This window comes from Alkalispirillum mobile, from assembly GCF_003664325.1.
Classification (GTDB): Bacteria; Pseudomonadota; Gammaproteobacteria; order Nitrococcales; family Halorhodospiraceae; genus Alkalilimnicola; species Alkalilimnicola mobilis.
In genome coordinates this window covers 326,239-350,400 of record NZ_RCDA01000002.1, presented here as the reverse complement: position 1 = coordinate 350,400, position 24,162 = coordinate 326,239, and the positions used below count along the sequence as shown (strand labels likewise).

Annotated in this window: 21 protein-coding genes and 1 pseudogene; 7 read left to right on the top strand and 15 right to left on the bottom strand. The window is 66.9% G+C overall.

Translation table 11 applies throughout. From position 1 onward, the window contains the following. Window positions 1–123 precede the first annotated feature (123 nt). Window positions 124–2,358, bottom strand: a complete 2,235-nt coding sequence (locus DFR31_RS09780) for an NADP-dependent isocitrate dehydrogenase (protein WP_121442486.1) — start codon at window positions 2,356–2,358, stop codon at window positions 124–126. Window positions 2,359–2,536: 178 nt separating this feature from the next. Here DFR31_RS09780 and DFR31_RS09775 point away from each other — a divergent pair. Together DFR31_RS09775 and DFR31_RS09770 are read left to right on the top strand one after the other, a co-directional pair. Next, window positions 2,537–2,680, top strand: a pseudogene (locus DFR31_RS09775) (arsenic resistance protein); the annotation flags it as partial. Window positions 2,681–2,879: 199 nt separating this feature from the next. Then, entirely contained in the window at window positions 2,880–3,407 is a 528-nt protein-coding gene (locus tag DFR31_RS09770; protein WP_121442485.1) for a YgjV family protein, read from the top strand. On the opposite strand, the gene DFR31_RS09765 is transcribed toward DFR31_RS09770, so the two are convergent. The 14 genes from DFR31_RS09765 to DFR31_RS09700 form a co-directional block, all read right to left on the bottom strand. Further along, window positions 3,404–4,249, bottom strand: a complete 846-nt coding sequence (locus DFR31_RS09765; protein WP_121442484.1) for a universal stress protein — start codon at window positions 4,247–4,249, stop codon at window positions 3,404–3,406. The genes DFR31_RS09770 and DFR31_RS09765 overlap by 4 nt on opposite strands. Window positions 4,250–4,279: 30 nt before the next feature. Then, window positions 4,280–4,600: a CC/Se motif family (seleno)protein gene (locus DFR31_RS09760; protein ID WP_121442483.1), complete on the bottom strand. Its 321-nt coding sequence runs from the start codon at window positions 4,598–4,600 to the stop codon at window positions 4,280–4,282. Next, a complete protein-coding gene (gene arsB, locus DFR31_RS09755) occupies window positions 4,597–5,712 on the bottom strand; it encodes an ACR3 family arsenite efflux transporter (RefSeq protein ID WP_121442482.1) in 1,116 nt (371 codons plus the stop codon). The genes DFR31_RS09760 and arsB overlap by 4 nt, the downstream gene beginning before the upstream one ends. Further along, on the bottom strand, window positions 5,709–7,424 hold the full coding sequence (gene arsA, locus DFR31_RS09750; RefSeq protein WP_121442481.1) for an arsenical pump-driving ATPase: 1,716 nt from the start codon (window positions 7,422–7,424) through the stop codon (window positions 5,709–5,711). The genes arsB and arsA overlap by 4 nt, the downstream gene beginning before the upstream one ends. 88 nt (window positions 7,425–7,512) lie before the next feature. Continuing rightward, a complete protein-coding gene (arsD, locus tag DFR31_RS09745; protein WP_121442480.1) occupies window positions 7,513–7,893 on the bottom strand; it encodes an arsenite efflux transporter metallochaperone ArsD in 381 nt (126 codons plus the stop codon). Between the two features lie 76 nt (window positions 7,894–7,969). Then, window positions 7,970–8,392: an arsenate reductase (thioredoxin) gene (arsC, locus tag DFR31_RS09740; RefSeq protein ID WP_121442479.1), complete on the bottom strand. Its 423-nt coding sequence runs from the start codon at window positions 8,390–8,392 to the stop codon at window positions 7,970–7,972. Between the two features lie 27 nt (window positions 8,393–8,419). Continuing rightward, a complete protein-coding gene (locus DFR31_RS09735) occupies window positions 8,420–8,758 on the bottom strand; it encodes a metalloregulator ArsR/SmtB family transcription factor (protein ID WP_121442478.1) in 339 nt (112 codons plus the stop codon). A 151-nt stretch (window positions 8,759–8,909) separates the two neighbouring features. Next, on the bottom strand, window positions 8,910–9,869 hold the full coding sequence (locus tag DFR31_RS09730; protein WP_121442477.1) for a PstS family phosphate ABC transporter substrate-binding protein: 960 nt from the start codon (window positions 9,867–9,869) through the stop codon (window positions 8,910–8,912). A 135-nt stretch (window positions 9,870–10,004) separates the two neighbouring features. Continuing rightward, entirely contained in the window at window positions 10,005–12,827 is a 2,823-nt protein-coding gene (locus DFR31_RS09725; RefSeq protein WP_121442476.1) for a bifunctional diguanylate cyclase/phosphodiesterase, read from the bottom strand. Window positions 12,828–12,866: 39 nt separating this feature from the next. Continuing rightward, entirely contained in the window at window positions 12,867–14,078 is a 1,212-nt protein-coding gene (locus DFR31_RS09720; RefSeq protein ID WP_245971151.1) for a TonB-dependent receptor, read from the bottom strand. Further along, window positions 14,068–14,607, bottom strand: coding sequence for a hypothetical protein (locus tag DFR31_RS09715; protein ID WP_245971150.1), 540 nt, complete (start codon window positions 14,605–14,607; stop codon window positions 14,068–14,070). The genes DFR31_RS09720 and DFR31_RS09715 overlap by 11 nt, the downstream gene beginning before the upstream one ends. A 199-nt stretch (window positions 14,608–14,806) precedes the next feature. Beyond that, window positions 14,807–16,123, bottom strand: a complete 1,317-nt coding sequence (gene phoR / locus DFR31_RS09710) for a phosphate regulon sensor histidine kinase PhoR (protein WP_425452551.1) — start codon at window positions 16,121–16,123, stop codon at window positions 14,807–14,809. Beyond that, window positions 16,124–16,813: a phosphate regulon transcriptional regulator PhoB gene (gene phoB / locus DFR31_RS09705; protein ID WP_121442473.1), complete on the bottom strand. Its 690-nt coding sequence runs from the start codon at window positions 16,811–16,813 to the stop codon at window positions 16,124–16,126. It abuts the gene before it with no gap. Window positions 16,814–16,872: 59 nt separating this feature from the next. After that, window positions 16,873–18,408: a hydantoinase B/oxoprolinase family protein gene (locus DFR31_RS09700; RefSeq protein WP_121442472.1), complete on the bottom strand. Its 1,536-nt coding sequence runs from the start codon at window positions 18,406–18,408 to the stop codon at window positions 16,873–16,875. 258 nt (window positions 18,409–18,666) lie between these two features. Here DFR31_RS09700 and DFR31_RS09695 point away from each other — a divergent pair, with 258 nt between their 5' ends. From DFR31_RS09695 to DFR31_RS13880, 5 genes are all read left to right on the top strand, one after another. Beyond that, a complete protein-coding gene (locus DFR31_RS09695) occupies window positions 18,667–19,275 on the top strand; it encodes a superoxide dismutase (RefSeq protein ID WP_121442471.1) in 609 nt (202 codons plus the stop codon). A gap of 223 nt (window positions 19,276–19,498) precedes the next feature. Further along, window positions 19,499–20,683 (top strand): acetylornithine transaminase, encoded by a 1,185-nt coding sequence (locus DFR31_RS09690; RefSeq protein ID WP_121442470.1) that lies wholly within the window; start codon window positions 19,499–19,501, stop codon window positions 20,681–20,683. A gap of 23 nt (window positions 20,684–20,706) precedes the next feature. After that, window positions 20,707–21,618, top strand: a complete 912-nt coding sequence (gene argF, locus DFR31_RS09685; protein WP_121442469.1) for an ornithine carbamoyltransferase — start codon at window positions 20,707–20,709, stop codon at window positions 21,616–21,618. Between the two features lie 5 nt (window positions 21,619–21,623). Beyond that, on the top strand, window positions 21,624–22,703 hold the full coding sequence (locus tag DFR31_RS09680; RefSeq protein ID WP_211328283.1) for an ABC transporter ATP-binding protein: 1,080 nt from the start codon (window positions 21,624–21,626) through the stop codon (window positions 22,701–22,703). A gap of 141 nt (window positions 22,704–22,844) precedes the next feature. Further along, window positions 22,845–24,162: methyl-accepting chemotaxis protein (locus tag DFR31_RS13880; protein WP_170153655.1), on the top strand; the 1,318-nt coding region annotated here is incomplete at its 3' end.

Below are 24,162 nucleotides of genomic sequence, written 5' to 3'. Positions count from 1 at the left end.
CATTTCAGCGCGTCATCGCCCAGCTGCCCGACATAGGGTCTGGGCCGTGACGCAAAACGGAGGCGGCGGGCCCCAATGGTGGGAAGGCCCGCCGCCCCGCCCTTCAGGGGTCTAGGTCTAGGCCTAGCCCATCGCCTTATCCAAAATGGCATTCAGCGTCGGGCTGGGCCGCATGACCTTGTCGGCCACCTCGGGGGACGGGTGGTAGTAGCCGTCCAGCTCCGCCGGCTTGCCCTGCACCACGCTGAGTTCTTCGAGGATCTGCTCCTGCTTCTCCTTGAGCTCCTTGGCCACGGACTTGAAGCGCTCCGCCAGCTCCTTGTCCTCGGTCTGCGCGGCCAGCGCCTCGGCCCAGTAAAGGCCCAGGAAGTAGTGGCTGCCCCGGTTGTCCAGCTCACCGGTCCGGCGGGAGGGCGATTTCTCGTTCTCCAGCACCGCCTCGGTGGCCTGGTCCAGGGCCTGGCCCAGAATGCGGGCTCGCGCGTTGTCCTGCTTCATGCCCAACTCGTCCAGCGATACGGACAGGGCCAGGAACTCGCCCAGCGAATCCCAGCGCAGGTGGTTTTCCTCCTGCAACTGCTGGACGTGCTTGGGCGCGGAGCCGCCGGCCCCGGTCTCGTACATGCCGCCGCCGTTCAGCATGGGCACGATGGAGAGCATCTTGGCCGAGGTGCCCAGCTCCAGGATGGGGAACAGGTCGGTCAGGTAGTCGCGCAGCACGTTACCGGTCACGGAGATGGTGTCGCGACCGCGCAGGGCGCGCTCCATGGACCGGCGAATGGCCTCTTCGTAGGTCTGGATACGGATATCGAGCCCGCTCAGGTCGTGCTCCTGCAGGTAGCAGTTGACCTTCTTGATCAGCTCGATGTCGTGGGGGCGGTTGCGGTCCAGCCAGAAGATGGCGGGGGTGTCGGACTCGCGGGCCCGGCGGACGGCCAGCTTGACCCAGTCGCGCACGGCGATGTCCTTGGTCTGGCAGGCGCGCCAAATATCGCCCTTCTCCACCTCATGCTCCATGAGCACGTGGCCCTTGTGGTCGACGATGCGCATGATGCCGTCGGCCTCGAGTTCGAAGGTCTTGTCGTGGGAGCCGTACTCCTCGGCCTTCTTCGCCATCAGGCCCACGTTGGGCACGGAGCCCATGGTGGTGGGATCGAAAGCACCGTTGGTCTTACAGAAGTTGATCATCTCCTGGTAGATCTTGGAGTAGGTGCTCTCCGGCATGACCGCCTTGCAGTCCTTCGGCTTGCCGTCGGGGCCCCACATCTTGCCGCCGTTGCGGATCATGGCCGGCATGGAGGCGTCCACGATCACGTCACTGGGCATGTGCAGGTTGGTGATGCCCTTGTAGGAGTCCACCATGGCCATTTCCGGGCGGTGCTCGTAGACGGCCAGGATGTCGCGGTGGATCTCCTCCTGCTGGGAACGCGGCAGGGTCTCGATCTTCTCGTAGACGCTGCTGAGGCCGTCGTTGGGGTTCACGCCCAGTTCCTTGAACAGGCTGCCCCACTTCTCGAAGACCTCCTTGTAGTAGACCTTCACCGCGTGGCCGAACACGATGGGGTGCGAGACCTTCATCATGGTGGCCTTCACGTGCAGCGACCACATGACCTGGGAGTCCCGGGCATCCTTCATGGTCTCTTCCAGGAAGGCGCGCAGGGCGTTCACGCTCATGCGCATGCTGTCGATGATCTCGCCGGTCTCGAGCTCCAGCTTCTTCTTCAGCGTGACGTTGCCTTCCTTGTCCACGAACTCGATGCGCACCGTACCGGCCTGGGGCATGGTGACCGACTGTTCGGCGGAGTAGAAATCACCACCGCGCATGTAGTCCGCGTGGGTGCGCGAGGCCTTGCACCAGTCACCCATGTTGTGGGGGTGCTTGCGGGCAAAGTTCTTGACGGCCCGCGGCGCGCGGCGGTCGGAGTTGCCCTCGCGCAGCACCGGGTTGACGGCGCTGCCCAGTACCTTGCCGTACCGGTCGTGGATCTTCTGCTCTTCGTCGTTCTTCGGCTCGGCGGGGTAGCTGGGGACATCGTAGCCCTGGGCTTGCAGTTCCCGGATGCAGGCGTTGAGCTGGGGGATGGAGGCGCTGATGTTGGGGAGCTTGATGATGTTGGCGTTCGGGTCCTGCGTCAGGTCACCGAGGAAGGCGAGGCCGTCTTCCACTTTCTGATCGTCGCTCAGCCGCTCCGGGAACTCGGCGAGGATGCGTCCGGCCAGGGAGATATCGGAGAGCTTCACGTCGATCCCGGCGGCGCTGGTGAAGGTCCTGACGATCGGGAGCAGCGAGCGGGTGGCAGCTGCGGGGGCCTCGTCCGTGAGGGTGTAGTAGATGGTATTGGTGACGTTGTCGGTCATTGGGATCCTCTTATGGTGATCATCGGATGACGACGCATGTAGTTATTATCCGACCCGAATGGCCACGCATGGCGGTCAGGTCCTCTGCGTACTCGCTGAGCGCCCCGAGGGTATCGAGTCGGCCCCGGTAGGCGCAAACGGAAGCACTCCCTCTATTGTACATCGGTTGACGCGGTCGCTCCTGCCCATCGCCCTGGCCCTGCCGGACTACCTGGCCGCTGCGGTGGTGGTGATCGTTTTCCAGTCGCTGGTGGAGCTGTTCGGTATGGTCGCTTACCTGAAATGGGTACCGCGCCGGCTCATCCCTGACGCCCCAACCTAAGGAGGCGCAGAGCACCCAGTCATTGCGAGGAGCAACGCGACGAAGCAATCCATGACCGGTGCATTGCCGGACCGAATGGATTGCTTCGCTGTGCTCGCAACGACGGTTGAATTAATGACTTGGAGAGTCAAGATAGGGGCCAGGACACCGCGCCCGGTCGCGTTGCCACTCACTCGGCGCAGACGGCTCTGACAACACCATGCTCGAAAGCTACGCTCCAATATTCGGCCAGTTCTTTGGCCTGGTGTCGCTGGTGCTCTGTGTGCTGGCGTTTGCCAGCAAGAAGGACGACCGGCTGCTGGTGCTGCTGACCTCGGCCAATGTAGCGTTCGCGCTGCAGTTTATGGCGTTCGGCAGCTGGACGGCGGCGGCGCTGAGCGTGCTGGTGATCGCCCGGATAGCGCTGGCCCGGCGCTACCCCCGCAACCTGGCGGTGATGGCCGGTGTGTTGGCGGCGAGTGGCCTGGCCGCCCTGCTCACCTGGCAGAACTGGGCGGATTTCCCGGCCCTGGTGGCCATGGTGCTGGGCACGGTGGGCATGTTCATGCTGCGCGGCATCCCCATGCGCGTCTTTCTGGGCCTGGCAGCCCTGGCCTGGCTGGTCAGCCACGTACTGGTGGGTGCCGTGGGCGGCATGCTGGCCGAGGCCCTGGTGCTGGCCACCAACCTGATTACCATCTTTCGATTGGCGCGAGTGAGTCCCCGCTACGCGGAGGCCGTCAGTTAGGCGCCGGAATGGGCGCTCTGGGCGGGCACCAGCAGCACCAGCCGGTGGCTCGCCCGGCAGACAGCCTCGGCGGTACTGCCGAGCAGCAGTTCCGTCATCCGGTTGTGGCCCCGCCGGCCGAGAATGATCAGGTCCGCCCCGCGCGCCTCGGCCGTCCGGACAATCTCTGCGCTCGGCCGACCTTCTTCCAGCAGTTCCACGGCGAATGCATCGGGTGGACCGGCACGCTCCCGCAGGCGCTGGATATGACCTTCAATGCAGGCCCGGGAGTCGCCCGGCCCGGGGCACTCGAGCCAGGGGCCCACCGAAACCACCATGCCCCCCGCGCATTGGGGCAGAAAACGCAGGAAAACGGCCTCGGCACCGGCAGCGGCTTCGGAGCCGTCGGTGGCCAGCAGGGGCCGGCAGATGTCGTCCAACGGTTTGGCCTCCTCGCCGTTGATGGGCGCCAGCAGCAGTGGACGGTCCGCCAGCCGCGCCAGGTCCAGCACCGTGCTGCCGAGTAACAGTTCCCGGATAACACCGTGCCCCTGGCTGCCCGCCAGGAGGGCACCCGCCCCCTGCTCTGCCGCTGCCGCAACCAGCTCGCGGGCCACCGGGCCGACCCGCACGGTCCAGTCCACCTCCAGGCCAGTGTCCTGCTTGAGCTGGGTGGCGATTCCCGCCAGTTTCTCTTCGTAGTACGCCCGATGCCTGACCTCCGGCGCCCGGGTATACGCCTCGGCGATCACGTAGGCCAGGGTGACGCGCTGGCAGCCCAGGGCCGGCAGGCGAGCCAGTTGGGCTGCCAGCTGCGGCCAGGCCGGTGAGAAGTCGATAGCGGCCAGAATGTGCTTAAGCATGTCCTTTCTCCGTTGGCTGAAACGCCAAAATCACTGCCTGTCGGTTGTGCCCGGCGACGCGGGCCGCCAGGGGCTGACGGCCCCCTCCACCACCAGCCGTTTCCAGCGCCAGATCCCCTCCAGGTCCACCTGGTAAGGGCCTTCAGAGAGCGCGTTGGCGAGGTAGACGGTCACGCCCTCCACCACCAGGACCGCGTAGTCCTCCCGCGCCTCTGGCACCCGGGCCTCGGCCATGGGCACGGCGGCGTGCCCGCCACAACAGCCGTGCTGGGGCGAGGCGCGCAGGGTCAGCGCCCCACCGTGGCGCTGCACCCAGTCCCGGGCGGCCGGGGTGAGGGTCACGGTGGTCATCCCTTACCCGCCACCGGCGCCAGCCCCGGCTGGGTCTCCTCCGGGAACCAGTGTTTCGTCCGGTTGGCGATCCGCACCAGTGCCAGCATCAGCGGCACCTCCACCAGCACCCCCACCACGGTGGCCAGCGCTGCACCCGATTGCAGGCCGAACAGGGCAATGGCGGCGGCCACCGCCAGTTCAAAGAAGTTGCTGGCACCGATCATGGCCCCGGGCGCGGCCACCGAGTGCTGCACCCGCCACGCCTTCGCCCAACGATAGGCGATGAAGAAGATCAGGAAGGTCTGAATGATCAGCGGGATGGCGATCAGCAGGATGTGCAGCGGGTTGTTCAGGATGACCTCGCCCTGGAATGCGAACAGCAGGATAAGGGTGAGGATCAGCCCGATGGGGGTCACCGGTGCCAGGCGCTTCATGAAGACGTTGTCGAACCACTCCACGCCCTTGTGCTTGATGAGCAGCACCCGGGTGAGGTAACCCGCCGCGAGCGGGATGACGATGTACAGGAACACCGACAGCGCCACGGTATCCCACGGCACCTGAATGTCCGAGATCCCCAGCAGCAGCACCACGATGGGGGCGAAGGCAAAGAGCATGATGAGGTCGTTCACCGACACCTGCACCAGGGTGTAGGCGGCATCGCCCCGGGTCAGGTAGCTCCAGACGAAGACCATCGCCGTGCAGGGCGCCGCGCCCAGCAGGATGGCCCCGGCCAGGTACTCCCGGGCCAAATCCTCGGGGATGAAGGGTTGGAAGACCACCATCAGGAAGAACCAGGCAATGGCGAACATGGTGAAGGGCTTGATCAGCCAATTCACCGTGGTAGTGATCACCAGCCCCTTCGGCTGCCGGCGCACCCCCATGATGGAGGTGAAGTCGATCTGCACCATCATCGGGTAGATCATGGCCCAGATGAGGATGGCCACCGGGATGGAGACCTGGGCGTACTCGAACTGCGCCAGGGTATCCGGCACCACGGGCAGGAACTGCCCGAGGAGCACGCCGGCGATCATGCCCAACGCCACCCAGATGCTCAGGTAGCGCTCAAACAGGCCCATGCCCTCCTTGGTGGAGGGGGCGTTGTCGGCAGCAGTGGGCTGCGTATCGCTCATGAGTAGTCCTCACTCCAGGGTTCGATGATCAGTCGGCTGTGGTGCTCGGCCAGGATCTCCCGCAGGTAACGCGCCTCCTGCGCCTGCCGCGCCCGCAGTACCGGATCGGTGACGGTCAGCGGCGTGAGCGCCTGGTTGGCGATCCAGGCCGCCGGTTCGATGCCGGCCCGGCGCAGGTCCGCCTGCAGGGCGGCCGCCTCGTGCACCGGGGTGGCCTCCGGCAGGGTGCAGATCAGCATGTGGGTGTAGTGCGGGTCGCGCAGGCGGGGCAGCAGGTGCTCCACCTCGGGCGCCACGCCCTGGCTCTGCCGGCCCAGCTCCCGGTGGTAGGCCTGGGCGGCGTCCAGCAGCAGGATGGTGTGGCCGGTGGGGGCGGTGTCCAGCACCACAATCTCGTCCTCGGCCCGGGCCACGGTACGGGCAAAGGCCTGGAAGACGGCGATCTCCTCCGTGCAGGGGGAGCGCAGGTCCTCCTCGAGCAGCTTGCGGCCCTCCTCGTCCATGTCGGCGCCGGCGGTGGCCATGACGTGGGCCCGGTAGCGCTCGGTCTCCGCCTGGGGGTCCACCCGGCCGATGGTCAATCCGGTGGGCAGTTCGCCCCCCACCGCTGCCTCCACGTGGGCGGCCGGGTCGGTGGTGGTCAGGTGCACATAGTGACCGCGCGCGGCCAGGGCCACGGCGATGCGGGCCGCCAGGGTGGTCTTGCCGACACCGCCCTTGCCCAGGGTCATGACCGCACCGCGGCCGTCGCGCTCCAGACTGTCGACCAGCCGCTCGAAGGTCTCGCCCTCGGGGGTGGCAATACCCGCCGGCTGCGGCGCGGGGGCGTCCTCGGTGCCAAGCAGGACGCGCAAACCGGCGAGCCCCATGGGTGCCCGGGCACGCAGGGGACGCTCGCTACGCGGCAGTTCAACGAGCGCGGCAGGCATGGCAGCCAGTGCCCGCTGGCCCCGGGCTTCCAGAGCGCGGGCCACCGGATCGCGGTCATCGCTGGCCCGGAAGACCCCGTTGACGACCAGGTGCTGATTGCCGACCCCGAGCGCACGCAACTCCGTGCAGGAACGGGCCGCGTCTTCCAGGGCGGCGGTTTCCGGGCGACTGACCAGGACCAGCGTGGTGCGTGCACCGTCGGCCAGGGCTGCGACCGCACCGGCGTAAACACCCTTCTGGGCCGACAGTCCTTCCAGCGGGCCGAGACAGGAGGTACCGGAGGTGTTGGTCTCGATGTAACCGGTCCAGGCGCTGGGCAGGGAGAGCAGCCGCAGGGTGTGGCCGGTGGGTGCGGTGTCGAAGACCAGGTGGTCGTAGCCCTCGGCGGCACGGGGATCGCCCAGCAGGCCGGCAAAGGCGTCGAAGGCGGCGATCTCCACGGTGCAGGCCCCGGAGAGCTGCTCTTCCATGCTGCGGACAATGGCCTCGGGGAGTTGCCCCCGGTAGGGGCCGACCACCCGCTCCCGGTAGGCCTCGGCGGCCTTCTCCGGGTCGATGTTCAGCGCGTGCAGGTTATCCACGCTCGGGACCGGGCGCGGGGTATCCCCCAGATCGGTCTCCAGCACCTCGTCGATGTTGGAGGCCGGGTCGGTGGAGACCAGCAGCACCCGCTTGCCCTGCTCCGCCAGGGCCAGGGCGCTGGCACAGGCCAGCGAGGTCTTGCCGACTCCGCCCTTTCCGGTGAAGAAGAGGTTTCGGGTGGTATTTTCGAGAAAGTCCATCGATGAGCCCTATGGGGTTAGGGAAACGGGGCCACGGAAAGCAGTAAGCCGAGGATGGGCGGTTGCCGATGCCAGAGCGCGTGAGCGCCTAGCAGCACCCGCTGCCCTGCTGCTTCTCGGCGTCAGCGCCGCAGCAGCCGCCGGACTCCGTTTCGCTGGATTGCGCCTTGACACCCACCCAGCCGGCCAGCGCCTCGCGGTCCGGGTAGCTGCCCTGGCTCATCACCTCGCCATCCACCAGGAAGACCGGCAGGGCGTCTTCGCCCCGGCGCTCCAGGATGCCCTTGATGGTGGCGTTTTCGACGAAGGCGCCGGGCTGCTGGGAGAGGTTGTATCGGGTCACCGCCACCCCCTGCTTCTTCAGCCAGTCCAGGTCGGCAGCCAGCTTCGAGAGCTTGGGGTCGACGCTGGGGCCGCAGACACCGGTGGAACAGCATTGCGGCGGGTCGAAAACGGTCAGTTCGGTCATGTCACAACACCTCTCGCATTGAATATTCGTCGACGGTGAGCCGCCGCGTGCGCCTGATGACTCCGGCCCTGACGGGTCATTTGAGGGTGTCAACCAGATCGGCGACCCGTCGCTTGATGTCATCCCGCACGGCGCGGAACTCGGCCATGATTTCTTCCTCACGGCCCCGGACCTTGGCCGGGTCCGGGAGCGGCCAGTGGTGTTTTTCGAGGCCGCCCGGCACCACCGGGCAGTGCTCGTCGGCGTGACCGCAGACGGTGACCAGTACATCGGCACGGGCCAGCATGTCGTCGGTGAGCCGGGTGGATGCCTGCCCGGAGATGTCCACGCCATCCTCGGCCATAACGGCGATGGCGCGCGGGTTCTTGCCGTGGGCCTCGATGCCGGCGGACAACACCGTTACGCGGTCGCCGCCCAGGGCCCGGGCGTAGCCCTCGGCCATTTGCGAGCGGCAGGAGTTGCCGGTGCAGAGAAAGAGCACGGCCTTGTGTTCAGTCATGAGGCGGCCTGTATCAGTAACCTTGTTTCAGTTCAGGGGTGGGCGGTTGGGCATGCAGCAAAGCCGCTGGTGGGCGGCCTGCCAGGGCACGCCGGCGGCGCCGGCAGCGGCCTCGACAACCCGGTGCACCCAGTCCGGCAAATCGTCCGCCAGCCGGTAGTGCACCCACTGCCCCCGCCGCTCGTCCACCACCACACCGGCGTCGCGCAGTTGCGCCAGGTGGCGGGAGATCTTGGGCTGGGACAGTTCCAGGGCGTGGGTGAGCTCGCAGACGCAGAGACGCCCTTCGGCCTGGAGCAGGATGACGCTCTGCAGCCGCGTGGTGTCCGCCAGCAGGCGGAAGAGCTTTTCGGGGGCGATGTCCATGGGCACAATATACGCCTTGCCGTATATATGGACAAGCATATAGGCAGATTGGTCGGCCGCCAATAACGAAAGGGGCGCCACTCTCCCGAGTGTCGCCCCTTTCTACCGGGCCAATCCCTGGCCCGTTCAGGCTGTTACCGCAAGGTACGGCTTACAGGCCCAGGCGCTCCTTCTCACGCTCGGCCGCGGAGGCCGGCAGCGGGATGAAGCCGTCGCGCACGGTCACGTCCTGACCCTCCTGGGTGTAGATCATGCGCAGGAACTCGCGCTCCACCGGAGGCAGGTCCTCGTTGGGGTTCTTGTTGACGTAGACGTACAGGAACCGGGCCAGCGGGTAGTCGCCGCTCAGCGCGTTCTCGGCATTGGGCTCGTAGAGGCCGTCGTGGCCCAGCTTGATGGCCCGCACGCCGGAGGTCAGATAGCCGATGCCGGAGTAGCCGATACCGTTCAGCGACTCGCTGACGCCCTGCACCACTGAGGCGGAACCGGGCTGCTCGTTGATGGTGTCCTTGAAGTCACCGTCGCAGAGGGCGTGCTCGCGGAAGTAGCCGTAGGTGCCGGAGACGGCGTTACGGCTGTAGAGCGTGAAGTCGCGATTGGCCCACTCCCCTTCCAGGCCCACCTCGCCCCAGCGGGTGATGTTCTCACCGCCGCAGCGCTGGGTCTCGGAGAAGATACCGTCCACCTGCTCGATGGTCAGGCCCTCAATGGGGTTGTCGCGGTTCACGTAGACGGCCAGCACGTCGATGGCCACGCGCGCCAGACTCGGCTCGTAGCCGTGGGTGTTCTCGAACGATTCGATCTCGGAGTCGCGCATGCTGCGGCTCATGGGACCAAAGTTGGCGGTGCCTTCCGTCAGGGCCACCGGGGCGGTGCCCGAGCCCGCGCCCTCGATCTCGATGGAGACGTTCGGGTAGTACTCGTTGAAGGTCTCGGCCCAGAGGGTCATCAAATTGTTCAGGGTGTCGGAGCCCTGGCTGGAGAGGTTGCCCGAGATACCCGAAACCGGCTCGTAGTTCGGCAGGTTCGGGTCCACCTCACCGGCACCGGCAGCACCGACGGCAAATACGGTTCCGGCCAGGCCGGCGATGCAGCAGTTCTTCTTCCACATAGTTCGTCACTCCGATGAATCAATGGCGGTTAACGCAAGACGGAGTATGGGAAGGCTGTCTGACGCGGACGTGACCGGTTGATGACAGTATGGTGACACGTGCGGCCTGCCCGAGACGGCGGCTCGCGGAGATGCTCAACCGTGGCCGAATGCCTCGGCCACGGGTACCGGGCGGCCCAGGTGGTACCCCTGACCGAAGGCGATCCGGTAATCCTGCAGCAGGGGTACAAGGGCCTCCTGATCCACGAACTCGGCGATGGCCTCCTTGCCAAAGCCAGCGGCGATGTCGGCAATGGCCTTGACGATAACCCGGCTGTCGTCGTTGTGGGTCAGGGACCGAATGAAGGAGCCGTCGATCTTGATGTAGTCCACCGGCAACTGCCCGAGGTAATGGAAGCTGCTGAAGCCCACGCCAAAATCATCCAGCGCGGTGCGACACCCCAGCTCCCTGATGCCCTGCAGCACCCCCCGGGCCGTGGAGAAGTCGGTGACCGCCGCGGTCTCGGTGATCTCCAGAATCAGCTGATGCGGGTTGGCCCCGCTGGCCTGAAGTTCGGCGGTCAGATAGTCGGTCAGGCCGTCGTCATGCAGCGACTGGCCGGAGAGGTTCACCGCCAGGGAGATGCCGTCGGCCTGAACCCGTTTCAATAGTCTCAGCGCGGCACGCAACACCCATCGGTCCAGTTGGACGATCTGCCCGCTGTGCTCGGCAAACGGGATGAAGCGCCCCGGCATCAGCAATTCCTGATCGGTGTTGCGCATGCGTACCAGCACCTCGTAATGCCGCACGCTGCGGTCAGCGAGGCGCATGATGGGCTGCACCATCAACTCGAAAGTGTCTCCCTCCAGCGCCTGGTGCAGTTGATCCACCCAGTAGACGCGCTGTTCCAGCTCGTCCTTGACTGTGTCGATGGCGTGCAGCAGGTGCCACGGACGGGCCCGGTTCTCCTTCGCCTTGTACATGGCCACGTCGGCGCTGGCCATCACGTCCTCGGGGGCATTGCCGTGGTCCGGGTACAGGACGATGCCGATGCTGGCAGAGGCCCGGTGGCGCTGGTTGCCGATGCTGAGGCCGACATCCTCCAGCAGCCGGGCGACGTGCTGGGCCACCTGTGTGGCCTGATCCGCGTCCGCGTGCTCCAGAAGCAGCGCAAACTCATCCCCGCCCAGGCGGGCAATCACGCTGCGGTGCTCCAGGTTCTGCTGCAGGGTATCCGCCACCAGGCGCAACAACTCATCGCCGGCCTGGTGGCCGCTGAGCTCGTTGACATCGCGGAACTTGTCCAGGTCGGCCAGCAGCACCGCGCCTCGGCCGCCCTTGGCCAGCGCGCGGTCCAGCGTCTCCTGGAAATAGCGCCGGTTGTGCAGCCCGGTAAGCGCATCCCGTTGTGCCAGCCAGGTCAGGCGCGCCTCGGCGGCCTTGCGCTCGGTAATATCCAGCCCCACCGAGATGCGACCCGGCGGCTCGTCGTGACCCACCGCCAGCGGGGCGTGGTACCAGGCGACAATGCGTTCGCCACGACCGGGCGTCTGCAGCGGGCGCTCCTCCTCGTGCGGTATGCCGGTGTCACGGCCTGCCGGCACCAGGCCGGGAAACGCCACATCGAAGGGCTCCCCGATCAGGTCCCCGGCGCTGCACTCCATTGTGGAAAGGGCGTAGTCGTTCACCAGCGTGATCCGCCCCGAGGCGTCCTGGCTGACAATGAAGACGTGGGCGGTGTCCAGCAGACTGCCGATGAAATCCCGCTCCTGGCCCAGCGCCCGGAGCTGATCGGCGACCTGCCTGCCCCGCCGATGGACTTCGCCCTCCAGGGTCTCCAGCTGGTCGGCCAGGTCCAGCGTGGTGGACTCCAGCAGATCGATCTCGTCGGCCAGACGGGCGTGCTGCTCGGGGATCGCGGTGCGCGCCTGACTGAAGCCTCCGCTGGCCAGCCCCGGGAGGACCTGCGCCAGTCGGCGCAGGCGATGCATCGGCTGCCACAGGATCAGCAGCAGCATGATCTCTGCTGCCACCCAGCCCGCCAACGCCACAAGGAAAAGGTTGCGCGTATGGGCCTGTATCGCCTGCAGCTGGCTACTGATGTCGGAGACCAGCAACAGGTGCCCACCCGATTGACTCTCGGTCTGCTCGGTCAGCGGTATCGCGTGCACCTCCACTGTCCTGTCCCCGTGCTCGAAGCGCGCGGGCTCGCGGGACAGGGCCGACCATTCCACCGCCTCGGCTACCAGGTGCAACTGCGGCAGGGTCTGCGCCTGACGGGTAATCGCCTGCAGCTGCCCGTCCCAGTTCTCGAGCCAGCGCTCCGGATCTGCGCCTTCTGGGCGTTCATCTCCCCTGAGCAGCAGGGCAACGTCATTGCCGGTGACCGCATGGAGCTGCCGGGTCAGGTCCGCCAGCGAGCGAGACAGCATTACGATGCCGACGGACTCACCATCCAGCAATACGGGCAGCAGGGTGTAGTGGCGGCAGTGGTCGCAGCAGTGGAGTTCACCCAGCGGCCGGTCCGTGTCCAGCACCTGCGCCAGCCAGTCATCCAGCCGCTCCGGCGCCACCAACGACTCTTCGCCGCGGCCGGCCAGCACGGTGCCGTCCTCTCGGTAGAGCCTGATCTGCTCCACGCCGGCATCCAGTTCGAGCGTCGGCCAGTGGGCGCGGAGGACCTGGTTGGCATGGGGCGCATTACCCTGGGCCAGCGCCTGGGCGAGCCCGGGGGCGCCAGCAACAACCCCTGCGAGCTCCCGCAGGCTCTCCTCGGCCCGTTCCAGGGCCAGTTCCGCCTCGCGATGGTGCCGGGCATGACTGGCATCGCGCGACTCCTGGAACTGCCGCTCCAGCGTGTCGTGCCCCAGGCTGGTGACCAGCGCCGCCAGCCCCAGCAGCACCAGGCTGGTCAGGGCGATGACCCGCCAGGTCAGGCCCAGCCTGAACCGGGCGCGCTTGGAGGTCTGTTCACTCATTAACTCGGGTACCGCTTGTCATCAGGCTGGCCACCCTGTTCAGTACCGCAGGGACATCTGCAGCAGCAGCATGTTCCAGCGCCGGCTGGTGTCAGCCGGATCGGGGTTGTCCTCGCCAGGGAGCCAGCCGGTCCCGTCCACGTGGTGGTACTCGGCCCCCAGCAGGACCTTGGGATGGGGCTGCCAGCGCAGGCCGAGGGTCCAGTCGTGGGCGTAGCGGGCATGTGCCGGTATCTGCCCGTTAGTGCCCGCCGAGAAATCCCGGCCGGAACGGTCGCTGCGATCAGTGACCAGGCTGTCGTAGCGAATAAGCCACTCCCAGTTGTCCATGAAACGGCGGTTGTACTGGAGGTACCAGCTCTCGCCGGTGATGTCGAAGTCCGCCCCCAGCTCACCGAGCCCCTCCATGCTGGATTCGCGCAGGGCGAACTCGCCGGTCAGGCTCCACTCCGGCTGGTTGTACTGCAGGGAGAGTATCCAGGGGCGGAATTCGAAATCGCCGTCGCTCGCCCCGCTGCGCTCGTACCGTGCCTTGACGCGGGCCGCGCTGAGGGCTGCCACGACACGGCCCCCGTCGTGCTCGTAGCGCAACTGGCCGATGACGGAATCGCGCGGTTCGATGGAACCATCGACCTGGTCCAGCCCCAGCGTGACTTCCAGGTCGTCGTCGGCCTGGGCGCGCCCGGCCCCGATCTGGGCCCGCAGGTTACCACCGCCCGGCAGCCGTTCCTCCCAGTACACCGAGCCGCCATCCGCCGCCATGGCCAGCGAGCGGGCGCGGTCGAAGTAAATGGATTGCGGTAACAGGATGCCCGGGCGGGCGAAGGGCACGTCCCGGGTCTGGTTGTACAGCCCGAAGGGGTTCTTGAACCGGCCGGCCTGGACCCCCAGGGTCCGGCCCGGGGTGGAGACCAATTGGTAGTCCACCACGCCGTGGTCCAGCTTTGGGCGGGCATCCCGCCCGTCCCCGCCGGCGCGCCGGCTGAGCACCTGCGCCGAGAACAGCAGGTCCTCGTGGGGGCGCAGGGAGGCGTTGGCACCGATCTCCGTGTACTGGAAGCTGCCACTGCCATCACTGCTGGGCCCGAAAAAGTTGTTGTGGTCGGTAGTGACCCAGCCCTGGCTGAGGAAGCCGTGAAGCTGCAGCGTATCCAGCACCCGGTCATCGGCTGCCGCCAGGCCCGGCACCACCGCCCCGCACAGGACGGCAAGCACCGTGCCCAGCCGGACGCCCTGCGCCTTAGCGGACATCGATAACCTGCACCCGTTCATCCAGGTACTCCTTTGTCAGATAGCCCATCGCCCCCGGGGTGGTGGCCACCCGCTCGCGCATCTCCGAGAGCGAGCCCACCTCGCGGGGTGCCTGTCCGGTGCCAGAGAACACCGCCCGGTCCCAGGAGAGCCGCAGTTGATGGGGGAAGACGCGCAGTCGTTCCTTGGTGAAGCGGGCGTGCACCGGGTGGCTGTCCGGCAGTACGTAGACGCGTGCGCTGGCACCGTCGGGCCAGTTGCGCTGGCGCATGGCGAACATGGCCCGGCTGTTATCGCGGTTGAGTGACCGGGTGGAGACATCAGGGTGGGCCACCAGGTAGACCGCGTCATCATCGGCCCCGGCGGCGGGCACGCCCGCCAAGCCGACCAGGAGGAACACGGCAGCGAGCCAGCACGGCATGCCCCAGGCATGGAACGCGCGACGACGCCCGGCGTGATTGTTCGCCCCCGGAAAAGTGATAGGAATAATACGCCCCCGCAGTTCCTTCAGCCGCCGCAACCTGGTCATCCCTGCGCACTTGTGAATGAGGTGATTTTTTATCGGGATAGGGTGTTTCCTTTACAGAACACTATAGCGAAGCCTAACCCTTAGAGAAATAGCGAATTAGCGCACATTATCAGGGTGTGTTTTGCTGGCTTTAAAACCTTCCAAAACCCGGGAATGCTCACCGGGAATGCCTGCCGGCTGCCCGGCCCCGATGGTGCCCCTATCGCGATGGCGCCGGCGCGCGCTGGATGGCCTGCGGCGGGAAGGTGCAGATGAAGGTGCTACCCTGCCCCGGTTGACTGCGAATTGTAAGCTGGCCGGCGTGCCGGTTGAGCACATGCTTGACAATGGCGAGCCCCAGTCCAGTGCCGCCGCTGGCCTTGGAGCGCGCGCTATCCACCCGATAAAAACGCTCCGTCAAACGGGGAATATGTGCAGCGGGTATGCCTATGCCATTATCGGTCACAGCCAGGTGCGCGCCCGTATTATTCGCGTACCAGCGCACACCAATAAACCCATTCTCAGGGGTATATTTAACGGCATTAAATATCAGGTTGGAAAAGGCGCTGCGCAGTTCGCTCTCGCAGCCCTCGAGCAACAGCCCGCGCTCGCACTCCAGCTCAAAACGGTGGTTGCGACTGCCGGACAGGGCCCGGCCATCCTCCACGAGCTCCTCAAGCAACGGGCACATGTCCACCCACTCCGGGTTGCTGGGCGTCGCGCCGGTCTCCAACCGCGAGAGCATCAACAGGTCGTCTACCAGTCGCCGCATGCGCTCCGACTGCTCCTGCAACAGGCGCATCGTGTCGCCAACATCGGCGTCGTCGCCCAGCTCGTCGGCCAGGGTTTCGGCAATGCCATAGATGACCGTCAAGGGGGTGCGCAGTTCGTGGGAGACGTTGCCCACGAAGTCGCGGCGCATGGTCTCGAGCCGGTGCAGGTGGGTGACATCCCGCGCCAGCAACAGGGACAGGTCCTCGCCGTAGGGCACCAGCCGAATCTCCAGCCAGGCATCGGAGTGCAACGGCGAGGGCAGGCTGATCTCCCGCGCCACCGGGCTATCGTTGGCCAGAAAGGCCGCAAACTCGGGATTGCGCACGATGTTGGCGATACGCTGGCGGGTGTCTGCCGGCCATTGCAGACCGAGCAACCGACCGGCCGCCGCATTCCACCAGTCGACCCGGTAATCGTCGCCGAGCACCACCACCGCATCCGGCATGGCGCGCGCCGCATCCCGGTAGCGTGTCATCAGCCGTTGCAACGCACGCCGACGGTGCCGCTGACGTTGTTGCCGTCGGTCCAGGGCATCCATCAGGTGGCCCCACAGACCGCGGGCCGGGGGCGGCGAGAGTTCGCGACCTTCCCGCAGCCAGAGTTCAAAGCGGACCAGGTGATAAAATTCCCAACCCAGCAGGGCCAGGGTGGGCACCAGCAGTGCTTCGGCCAGGGCATCCAGCCACCATCCCGCCAGGCCGGCAACCAGAAAGAGCCCCAGGCGGGTCAACAGCACCCGGGGCCAGGGGTTACCCCGCATCAGTCACACCTGGGCCGAGAAACGGTAGCCGGTGCCCCGCACGGTCTGGACCAGGTGGTCATGGCCGGACTCGGCCAGCACCTTGCGCAGTCGGCGGATATGGACGTCGACGGTACGCTCCTCCACATAAACATTGGTGCCCCAAACGTTATCCAGCAACTGGCCACGGGTGTAAACGCGCTCCTGGTGGGTCATGAAAAAGTGCAGCAGGCGGAACTCGGTAGGCCCCATGTCCAGTGTTCTGCCATCCCCGGAGACCCGGTGGCTGACCGGGTCCAGGGTCAGGCCCTGCACCTCGACGGGCTGGTCGCCGGCATCGGGCGTGGTCCGGCGCAGCACGGCGCGTATACGGGCGATGAGCTCCCGGGGCGAGAAGGGCTTGGTGACGTAATCGTCCGCCCCCACTTCCAGGCCGCGCACCTTGTCCTCCTCCTCGCCACGCGCGGTGAGCATGATTAACGGGACGCCACGCGTGAAGGGGTCCCTCTTCAGGTCCCGGGCCCAGTCGATGCCGCTCACATCGGGCAGCATCCAGTCCAGCAGGATCAGGTCAGGCAGGCGCTCCAGCAGCACCTCTTTGCCCTGGGCCACGTCCCCCACGCCGGTGATCTCGAACCCCGCACGCCGCAGCGGCAGCAAGAGCATTTCACGGACGGCGGCGTCGTCTTCTACCAGCAGTATGTTTACAGGCATGCATCCGGTTCCCAATGTGGTTACGACGGCCGCTATTTAAAGGCAGTTATGTTACAGCACTATGAAGCCCCCCAGCCCCCGCCGCCCGGGGTCATGACCGTCAGCCGGTCACCGGCGGCCACCTCCAGCCGGGCCTTTCCGGGCAGGGGCTGGTCGTTCAGCCGGTTCTCCCCCGGCGCACCCGCCCCGCCGCCGGCCAGGCCCCAGGGCGCGTGGCGCCGGCGCTCGGTGATCAGCGTCACCGAGGCGGGGGTCAGGAACTCGTACTCCCGGACCACCCCCTGGCCGCCCGGGTGCTGCCCCGCCCCGCCGGAACCCCGCCGCAGCGCGTAGCGGCGCAGGCGCAGTGGATAGGCCATCTCCAGCGCCTCTAGCGGAGTGTTCAGGGTGTTGGTCATGTGTACCTGCACGCCGGAGCGGCCGGGGTGATGCGGACCGCCGCCCATGCCACCGCCGAGGGTCTCGTAGTAGTCCCACGGCGCATCACCGGGTAGTGCCCCCATGGCCAGGTTGTTCATGCCGCCGTGACTGGCTGCCGGGATGCGCTCCGGCAGCGCTGGGGCCAGGGCGCCGAGCACCGCGTCCACCACCCGCTGGCTGGTTTCCACGTTGCCGGCGGCAACGGCCGCGGGCTGGCGGGCGTTCAGCAGCGAGCCCTCCGGTGCGCTGAGGGTGATCGGGCGGAAGGCGCCGGCGCAGGCCGGGGTCTGCGCCGGCATCAGACAGCGAAAGACGTAAAACACGCCGGCAGCGGCCACGGAGAGCGGGCAGTTGAGGTTGCCCTTGACCTGGTCGGTGGTGCCTGTGAAATCCACGTCCACATCGTGGTGATCGATGCGCACCCGAACCTGGATAGGCAGGTCCTCCGCGCCCTGGCCGTCGTCATCCAGGTAGTCGGTGAACGTCCAGCTGCCGTCCGGCAGGTCCGCCAGCGCGGAGCGCACCAGCCGCTCGGCGTAGTCGTTGAGGGCCACCAGGGCCTCGCGGAACGCCGTGACGCCCATCCCCGTGACCAGCTCCTGCAGCCGGCCCACCCCGCTGGCCACGGAGCTGGCCTGGGCAGCGAAGTCGCCGGCGGCCTGACGCGGGTTGCGGGTGCGCGAGACGATACGCCGGAGCACGGCCTCGTCCCGCCGCCCCGCCTCGTACAGCCGCACCGGGCTGATGATCACGCCCTCCTCCTCCAGCGTGGTGGACAGGGGCATGGACCCGGGGGTAACGGCGCCAATGTCGGCGTGGTGGGCACGGTTGGCCAGAAAGGCCACCAGCTGGTCGTCCACGAACAGCGGAGAGACCAGCGTAACGTCCGGCAGGTGAGTGCCGCCCAGGAAGGGATCGTTAAACACCACCATGTCGCCCGGCTGCCAGTCGAAGCGGCGGATCACCCCGCCCATGGCGTAGGCCATGCTGCCCAGGTGCACCGGGATGTGCGCCGCCTGGGCCGCCAGGCCACCCTCGGTGTCGAACACCGCACAGGAGAAGTCCAGCCGGTCCCGGATGTTGGGGGAGAAGGCGGTCCGCCGCAGCACGGCGCCCATCTCCTCGCAGACGGCAGCCATGCGGCTGGAAAACACACTGAGGGCGATCGGATCCATGGTGACTGCTCCCGGGCGTTCAGGGCCGTACCGAGTCAGTGACGGGCCTAGGGTGTTAAGGTACGGCCCACTGAGACAAAGTTGATCTAACTCAAGGTTGCTGTACAACTAGCCTATAATGTGCGGACTCGGAGCGGGAGGGGGTTGAGATCATCCGCCCTAATCCCCAAGTAAAGCACTAAGGAATTAACAACTCGATCGAGCCAGTCGGCCCGTGCCGGCTGTCATTCCCAAACGGAGATACTGAGGAGCGATTATATGGCTTTCAAGCTGCCCGATCTGGCTTACGACTACAACGCGCTGGATCGCGCCATCGACGCCCAGACGATGGAAATCCACCACACCAAGCACCACAACACCTACGTCACCAAGCTGAACGACGCCATCGCGGGCAAGCCGGAGGCGGACCTGGCGCTGGAAGACCTGCTGCAGAAGGCCGGGCAGCTGGGCGCCCCGGTGCGCAACAATGGCGGCGGGCACTGGAACCACACCGCCTTCTGGCAGTGGCTGTCCCCGAACGGTGGCGGCAAGCCGCAGGGTGACGTGGCCCAGCAGATCGACCAGGCCTTCGGCTCCTACGAGAAGTTCCGCGAGGAGTTCACCAACGCTGCGCTGGGCCGCTTCGGCTCCGGCTGGGCCTGGCTGATCGTGAACGCCCAGGGTCAGCTGCAGGTGACCTCCACCCCCAACCAGGACAACCCGCTGATGGACGTGGCCGAGGTCAAGGGCACGCCGATCCTGGGCCTGGACGTGTGGGAGCACGCCTACTACCTGCGCTACCAGAACCGCCGTCCGGACTACGTGGAGGCGTTCTGGGACGTGGTCAACTGGGACGAGGTGAACAAGCGCCTGGCCGAGGCCAAGTAAGGCCCGGGCCGAGTCGTGGCGGCCCCGGCCGCCACCGCTGTAAGGGCCCCGCGCGCACCCCGCCGGGGCCCTTTTGTTTTGAACGCAGTCTCCCCCTGTGTGCTGGCACGTGGGCAGACCCTTTGCCCAACTGCAACCAACTTGCGCCCTGCCCTGCCCCTCTCTAGAATCCTCTCCCTTTCCCGGCGGTTAATGCCGCCCCAAAGCGTTGCGGAGCCCGACCATGCTGGAAGCGCTGATGCCCACCTACAAACGCCTGCCGGTCGCCTTTGAGCGGGGCGAGGGCGCCTGGTTGTGGGACGACCAGGGGCGCGCCTACCTGGACGCCCTGTCCGGCATCGCGGTCTGCGGGCTGGGCCACGCCCATCCGGCGGTCACCCGGGCGCTGCAGGAACAGGCCGCCACCCTGCTGCACACCTCCAACCTCTACCGCATTCCAGTGCAGGAGCAACTGGGCGAGCGGCTGACCCGCGCAGCCGGCCTGGACGAGGTGTTCTTCTGCAACTCCGGCGCCGAGGCCAACGAGGCCGCCATCAAGGTGGCGCGGCTGTATGGCCACCGGCGCGGCGTCGAGCGGCCGCGCATCCTTGTCATGGACAACGCCTTCCACGGCCGTACCCTGGCGGCACTGGCCGCCACCGGCAACGCTGCCGCCCAGAAGGGCTTCGAACCGATGCCCGAGGGCTTCATCCGCATCCCCTACGGCGACCTGAACGCAGTGCGCCAGGCCGCCCGGGCGCACGATGACATCGTCGCGGTGCTGGTGGAGCCGGTGCAGGGTGAAGGCGGCATCCAGGTGCCGGCGGCGGACTACCTGCCCGGGCTGCGCGAGCTGTGCGACGAACAGGACTGGCTGCTCATGCTCGACGAGGTGCAGACCGGCATGGGCCGCACCGGGCGCCTGTTCGCCTACCAACACGCCAACATCCGCCCTGACGTGCTCAGCCTGGCAAAAGGGCTGGGCAACGGCGTGCCCATCGGGGCCTGCCTGGCGGGCGGGGCGGCCAAGGGGGTCTTCGGCCCCGGCAGCCACGGCTCCACGTTCGGTGGCAACCCGCTGGCTGCCCGGGCTGCGCTGGCCGTGCTGGACACGCTGGAGGACGAACGGCTGGCCGAGCAGGCCGCCGTGCAAGGCCGCCGCATGCGCGAAGCCTTCATGCAGGCCCTGGGTGATCGCCCGGAGGTGCGCGAAGTGCGCGGCCTGGGCCTGATGATCGGCATCGAGCTGGACCGCCCCTGCCCCGAGCTGGTGGGCGAGGCGCTTGAACAGGGTCTGCTCATCAACGTCACCGCAGGCTCGGTGGTCCGGCTGCTGCCCCCGCTGGTGATCAGCGACGAGGAGGCGGACCGCATCGTATCGGGCGTCACCGAACTCATCCAGGCATTCCTGAGCCGGGAATGCGCCTGAACCCCCACCCGGGGAGGACAAGCATGAATCCGCGTCATTTCCTGACCCTGCTCGACTTCACGCCGGACGAGCTGCGCACTGTGATCCGGCGCGCCTCCGAGCTGCGGCGCATCCGCCACCAGGGCCAGTTGCACGAGCCCTTGCGCGGCAAGGTGCTGGGCATGGTGTTCGAGAAGTCGTCCACCCGCACCCGGGTGGCCTTCGAGGCCGGCATGAACCAGCTGGGCGGCAGCGCGATCTTCCTGTCCCCGCGGGACACCCAACTGGGCCGCGGTGAGCCGGTGGAGGACACGGCGCGCGTGCTATCGCGCATGGTGGATATCATCATGATCCGCACCTACGGCCACGAGGTGCTGGAACGGTTTGCCGAACACTCCGCCGTGCCGGTGATCAACGGCCTGTCCGACCAGTACCACCCCTGCCAGCTGTTGGCGGACATCCAGGCCTTCGAGGAGCATCGGGGCAGCATCCAGGGCCGCACCGTGGCCTGGGTGGGCGACGGCAATAACATGTGCCACTCCTGGATCAACGCTGCCCGCCAGCTGGACTTCCACCTGCGCATCGCCGTGCCGGACGGCTACGACCCCGAGCCCGAGCTGGTCAAGGCCGGCGGTGAGCGGGTGAGCATCCACCGGGATCCCCGCGAGGCGGTGGAGGGGGTACACTTGGTGACCACGGACGTCTGGGCCAGCATGGGCCAGGAGGAAGAGGCCAAGGCCCGGATGAAGGCCTTTGCCGGCTTTTGCGTGGATGACGACCTGATGGCCCTGGCCGATGACGACGCGGTGTTCATGCACTGCCTGCCCGCCCACCGCGGCGAGGAGGTCACCGCCTCGGTCATCGATGGCCCGCAGAGCGTGGTCTGGGACGAGGCGGAGAACCGCCTGCACGCCCACAAGGCCCTGATGGAATTCCTATTGTTGCGACAGGAGTAAACGCGGTGAGCGGCGAGACGGTGCACGGGCAGGACGAGGACATCCTCCTTGAGCTGGACGACATCGAATGCCGCTATGACGACACGCCGGTCATCCGGGGCCTGAGCTTTCGGCTACGGCGTGGGCAGGTGGCCTGTCTGCTCGGCCCCAGTGGCTGCGGCAAGACCACCGCGCTGCGCGCGATCGCCGGCTTCGAGCCGGTGCGGGCCGGCGAGATCCGGCTGGCCGGCGAGGTCATCTCCCGCGCGGGTTACACGATGCCGCCGGAACAGCGGCGGTTGGGCATGGTCTTCCAGGATTACGCCCTATTCCCGCACCTGACCCTCTACGAGAACATCACCTTCGGCCTGCGCCACCAGAGCCGCGCCGAGCGCCGCGCCCGCGCCGATGAGCTGCTGGAGCTGGTGGACATGCGCGGCATGGGGGCCCGCTACCCGCACGAGCTCTCCGGCGGGCAGCAGCAACGGATCTCGCTGATCCGCGCGGTAGCGCCCCGGCCCCGATTGGTCCTGCTGGATGAGCCCTTCTCCAACCTGGACGTGGACCTGCGCGAGCGGCTGGCGCGGGAGGTGCACGACATCTTCCGTGACCAGGGGGTCACTGCCATCCTGGTCACCCACGACCAGCACGAGGCCTTCGCGGTGGCCGACCAGATCGGGCTGCTCAAGGATGGTTACATTGAGCAGTGGGACACCCCCTACAACCTCTACCACGAGCCCGCCTCCCGCTTCGTGGCGGAGTTCATCGGGCAAGGGGTCTTGATCCCGGCCACCCTGCGCGACCACAACAAGCTGCAGACCGAGGTGGGCACCCTGTTGGGCAACCGCGCCTACCCATGGCCCGATGACACCGCGGTGGACATCCTGCTTCGCCCGGACGACGTCCGCTTCATGCCCGAATCGCACCTGCGCGCCCGCGTGACCAATAAGGCCTTCAAGGGCGCGGAAACCATCTACACCCTGCGCCTGGAAAGCGGCCGTCAGGTATTGGCCCTGGCCCCCAGCCACGAGGTCTACCCCGAGGGGGCCGACGTGGGCATCCGGATCGATGCCCAGCACCTGGTGGCCTTTCCGCGCGAAGAGTGAACGGCATCACTCTATGGCACGCCCTGCCCTCAACTTTGGCCCCCGCCTGCCGATAGGTAAGTAAACACTGATATGCTATTGACCCACTAAAACTGGGTTAATTTACGGCGGGCCGTCCGGTAAGGCGGCAAAGGGGCATCCATGCTGAAGAATATGAAGATCGGTACGCGCTTGGCATTCGCGGTTTCGATACTCGCAGTCGTGGGCATACTGCTGCTCTCCAGTGTATTTGTCTGGCGCACCTTCGGGTTGATCGATACCGCCGAGGAGCGGGAGCTGGACAACGTCCACCGCGCCCTGCAGGCGCAGATCGAGGCGGATGCCCACATGGCCGAGGGCTTCTCCGCCCTGATTGCCAACCTGCCCCCCGCCCAGGAGCACTTCGCAGACCGCGACCGCGAGGCGCTGGCGGACCTGCTACAGGGCACCTACGACACCATCGCCGACCCTTACGGGCTCTACCAGTTCCAGTTCCACGAGCCGCCGGCGACCTCGTTCTACCGCTTCCACCGACCGGACCGCTACGGCGATGACCTGTCCGACGTCCGCCATACCATTGTCGCCACCAACGAAGACGAAACGCCCGTTCGGGGCCTCGAGGGCGGGCCGCTGGGCATCGGCATCCGCGGTGTCTCCCCGGTGCATAGCCCGGAGGGCGCGCACTCCGGGGCAGTGGAATTCGGCATGGACCTGGGCCAGGTCTTCGTGGAGCGGTTTGCCGAAGAGTTCGGGGTGGAGGTGACGCTGTTCGCCCTCGATGACAACCGCTTCACCTCCCTGGCCAGCACCATCGGAGGCGAAAGCCTGATCGGGCAGGACGCCCTGCACACCGCCTGGGACGGTGACATGCCACGCGATACCGTGGAGCGCAACGGCACCCCCATGGCCACCCAGGCCCGCATGATCCGGGACTTCTCCGGCGAGCCGATCGCCGTGGTGGAGATCGGCATGGACCGCAGCTTCTATGCCGCGTCCATGCGCAACACGGTGGTGCAGTCCGCCGGGGTCGCGGTGCTCGGCATCCTGATCGGCGTCGGTGTCGCGCTCTGGCTGGCCCACGGCATCGTGCGTCCCATCCGCGCCACCGTCCAGCACATGAACGAAATCGCCCAGGGCGACGGCGACCTCACCCGCCACCTGGATGACTCCGGCCGCGACGAGATGAGCGACCTGGCCACCGCCTTCAACCAGTTCGTCGACAAAATCCGCAAACTGGTCCGCGAAACCGCCGAGGCCACCTCCCAGATCGCCGCCGCCTCCGAGCAGATGGCCACCATCGCCCGGCAAACCAGCGACGGCACCCGGCGCCAGCAGGACGACACCACCCAGGTCGCCACCGCCATGAACGAGATGACCTCTACCGTGGCCGAAATCGCCCGCACCACCCAGGAGGCCGCCGACCTCGCCCACGGCACCGCCAGCAAGGCCGAGGACGGTCGACAGGTGGTCCACGGCTCCA

Coding starts and splice junctions, on each gene's coding strand:
- DFR31_RS09780 (WP_121442486.1), bottom strand. CDS start 2,358: ATGACCGACAACGTCACCAATACCATCTACTACACCCTCACGGACGAG.
- DFR31_RS09770 (WP_121442485.1), top strand. CDS start 2,880: ATGCTCGAAAGCTACGCTCCAATATTCGGCCAGTTCTTTGGCCTGGTG.
- DFR31_RS09765 (WP_121442484.1), bottom strand. CDS start 4,249: ATGCTTAAGCACATTCTGGCCGCTATCGACTTCTCACCGGCCTGGCCG.
- DFR31_RS09760 (WP_121442483.1), bottom strand. CDS start 4,600: ATGACCACCGTGACCCTCACCCCGGCCGCCCGGGACTGGGTGCAGCGC.
- arsB (WP_121442482.1), bottom strand. CDS start 5,712: ATGAGCGATACGCAGCCCACTGCTGCCGACAACGCCCCCTCCACCAAG.
- arsA (WP_121442481.1), bottom strand. CDS start 7,424: ATGGACTTTCTCGAAAATACCACCCGAAACCTCTTCTTCACCGGAAAG.
- arsD (WP_121442480.1), bottom strand. CDS start 7,893: ATGACCGAACTGACCGTTTTCGACCCGCCGCAATGCTGTTCCACCGGT.
- arsC (WP_121442479.1), bottom strand. CDS start 8,392: ATGACTGAACACAAGGCCGTGCTCTTTCTCTGCACCGGCAACTCCTGC.
- DFR31_RS09735 (WP_121442478.1), bottom strand. CDS start 8,758: ATGGACATCGCCCCCGAAAAGCTCTTCCGCCTGCTGGCGGACACCACG.
- DFR31_RS09730 (WP_121442477.1), bottom strand. CDS start 9,869: ATGTGGAAGAAGAACTGCTGCATCGCCGGCCTGGCCGGAACCGTATTT.
- DFR31_RS09725 (WP_121442476.1), bottom strand. CDS start 12,827: ATGAGTGAACAGACCTCCAAGCGCGCCCGGTTCAGGCTGGGCCTGACC.
- DFR31_RS09720 (WP_245971151.1), bottom strand. CDS start 14,078: ATGTCCGCTAAGGCGCAGGGCGTCCGGCTGGGCACGGTGCTTGCCGTC.
- DFR31_RS09715 (WP_245971150.1), bottom strand. CDS start 14,607: ATGACCAGGTTGCGGCGGCTGAAGGAACTGCGGGGGCGTATTATTCCT.
- phoB (WP_121442473.1), bottom strand. CDS start 16,813: ATGCCTGTAAACATACTGCTGGTAGAAGACGACGCCGCCGTCCGTGAA.
- DFR31_RS09700 (WP_121442472.1), bottom strand. CDS start 18,408: ATGGATCCGATCGCCCTCAGTGTGTTTTCCAGCCGCATGGCTGCCGTC.
- DFR31_RS09695 (WP_121442471.1), top strand. CDS start 18,667: ATGGCTTTCAAGCTGCCCGATCTGGCTTACGACTACAACGCGCTGGAT.
- DFR31_RS09690 (WP_121442470.1), top strand. CDS start 19,499: ATGCTGGAAGCGCTGATGCCCACCTACAAACGCCTGCCGGTCGCCTTT.
- argF (WP_121442469.1), top strand. CDS start 20,707: ATGAATCCGCGTCATTTCCTGACCCTGCTCGACTTCACGCCGGACGAG.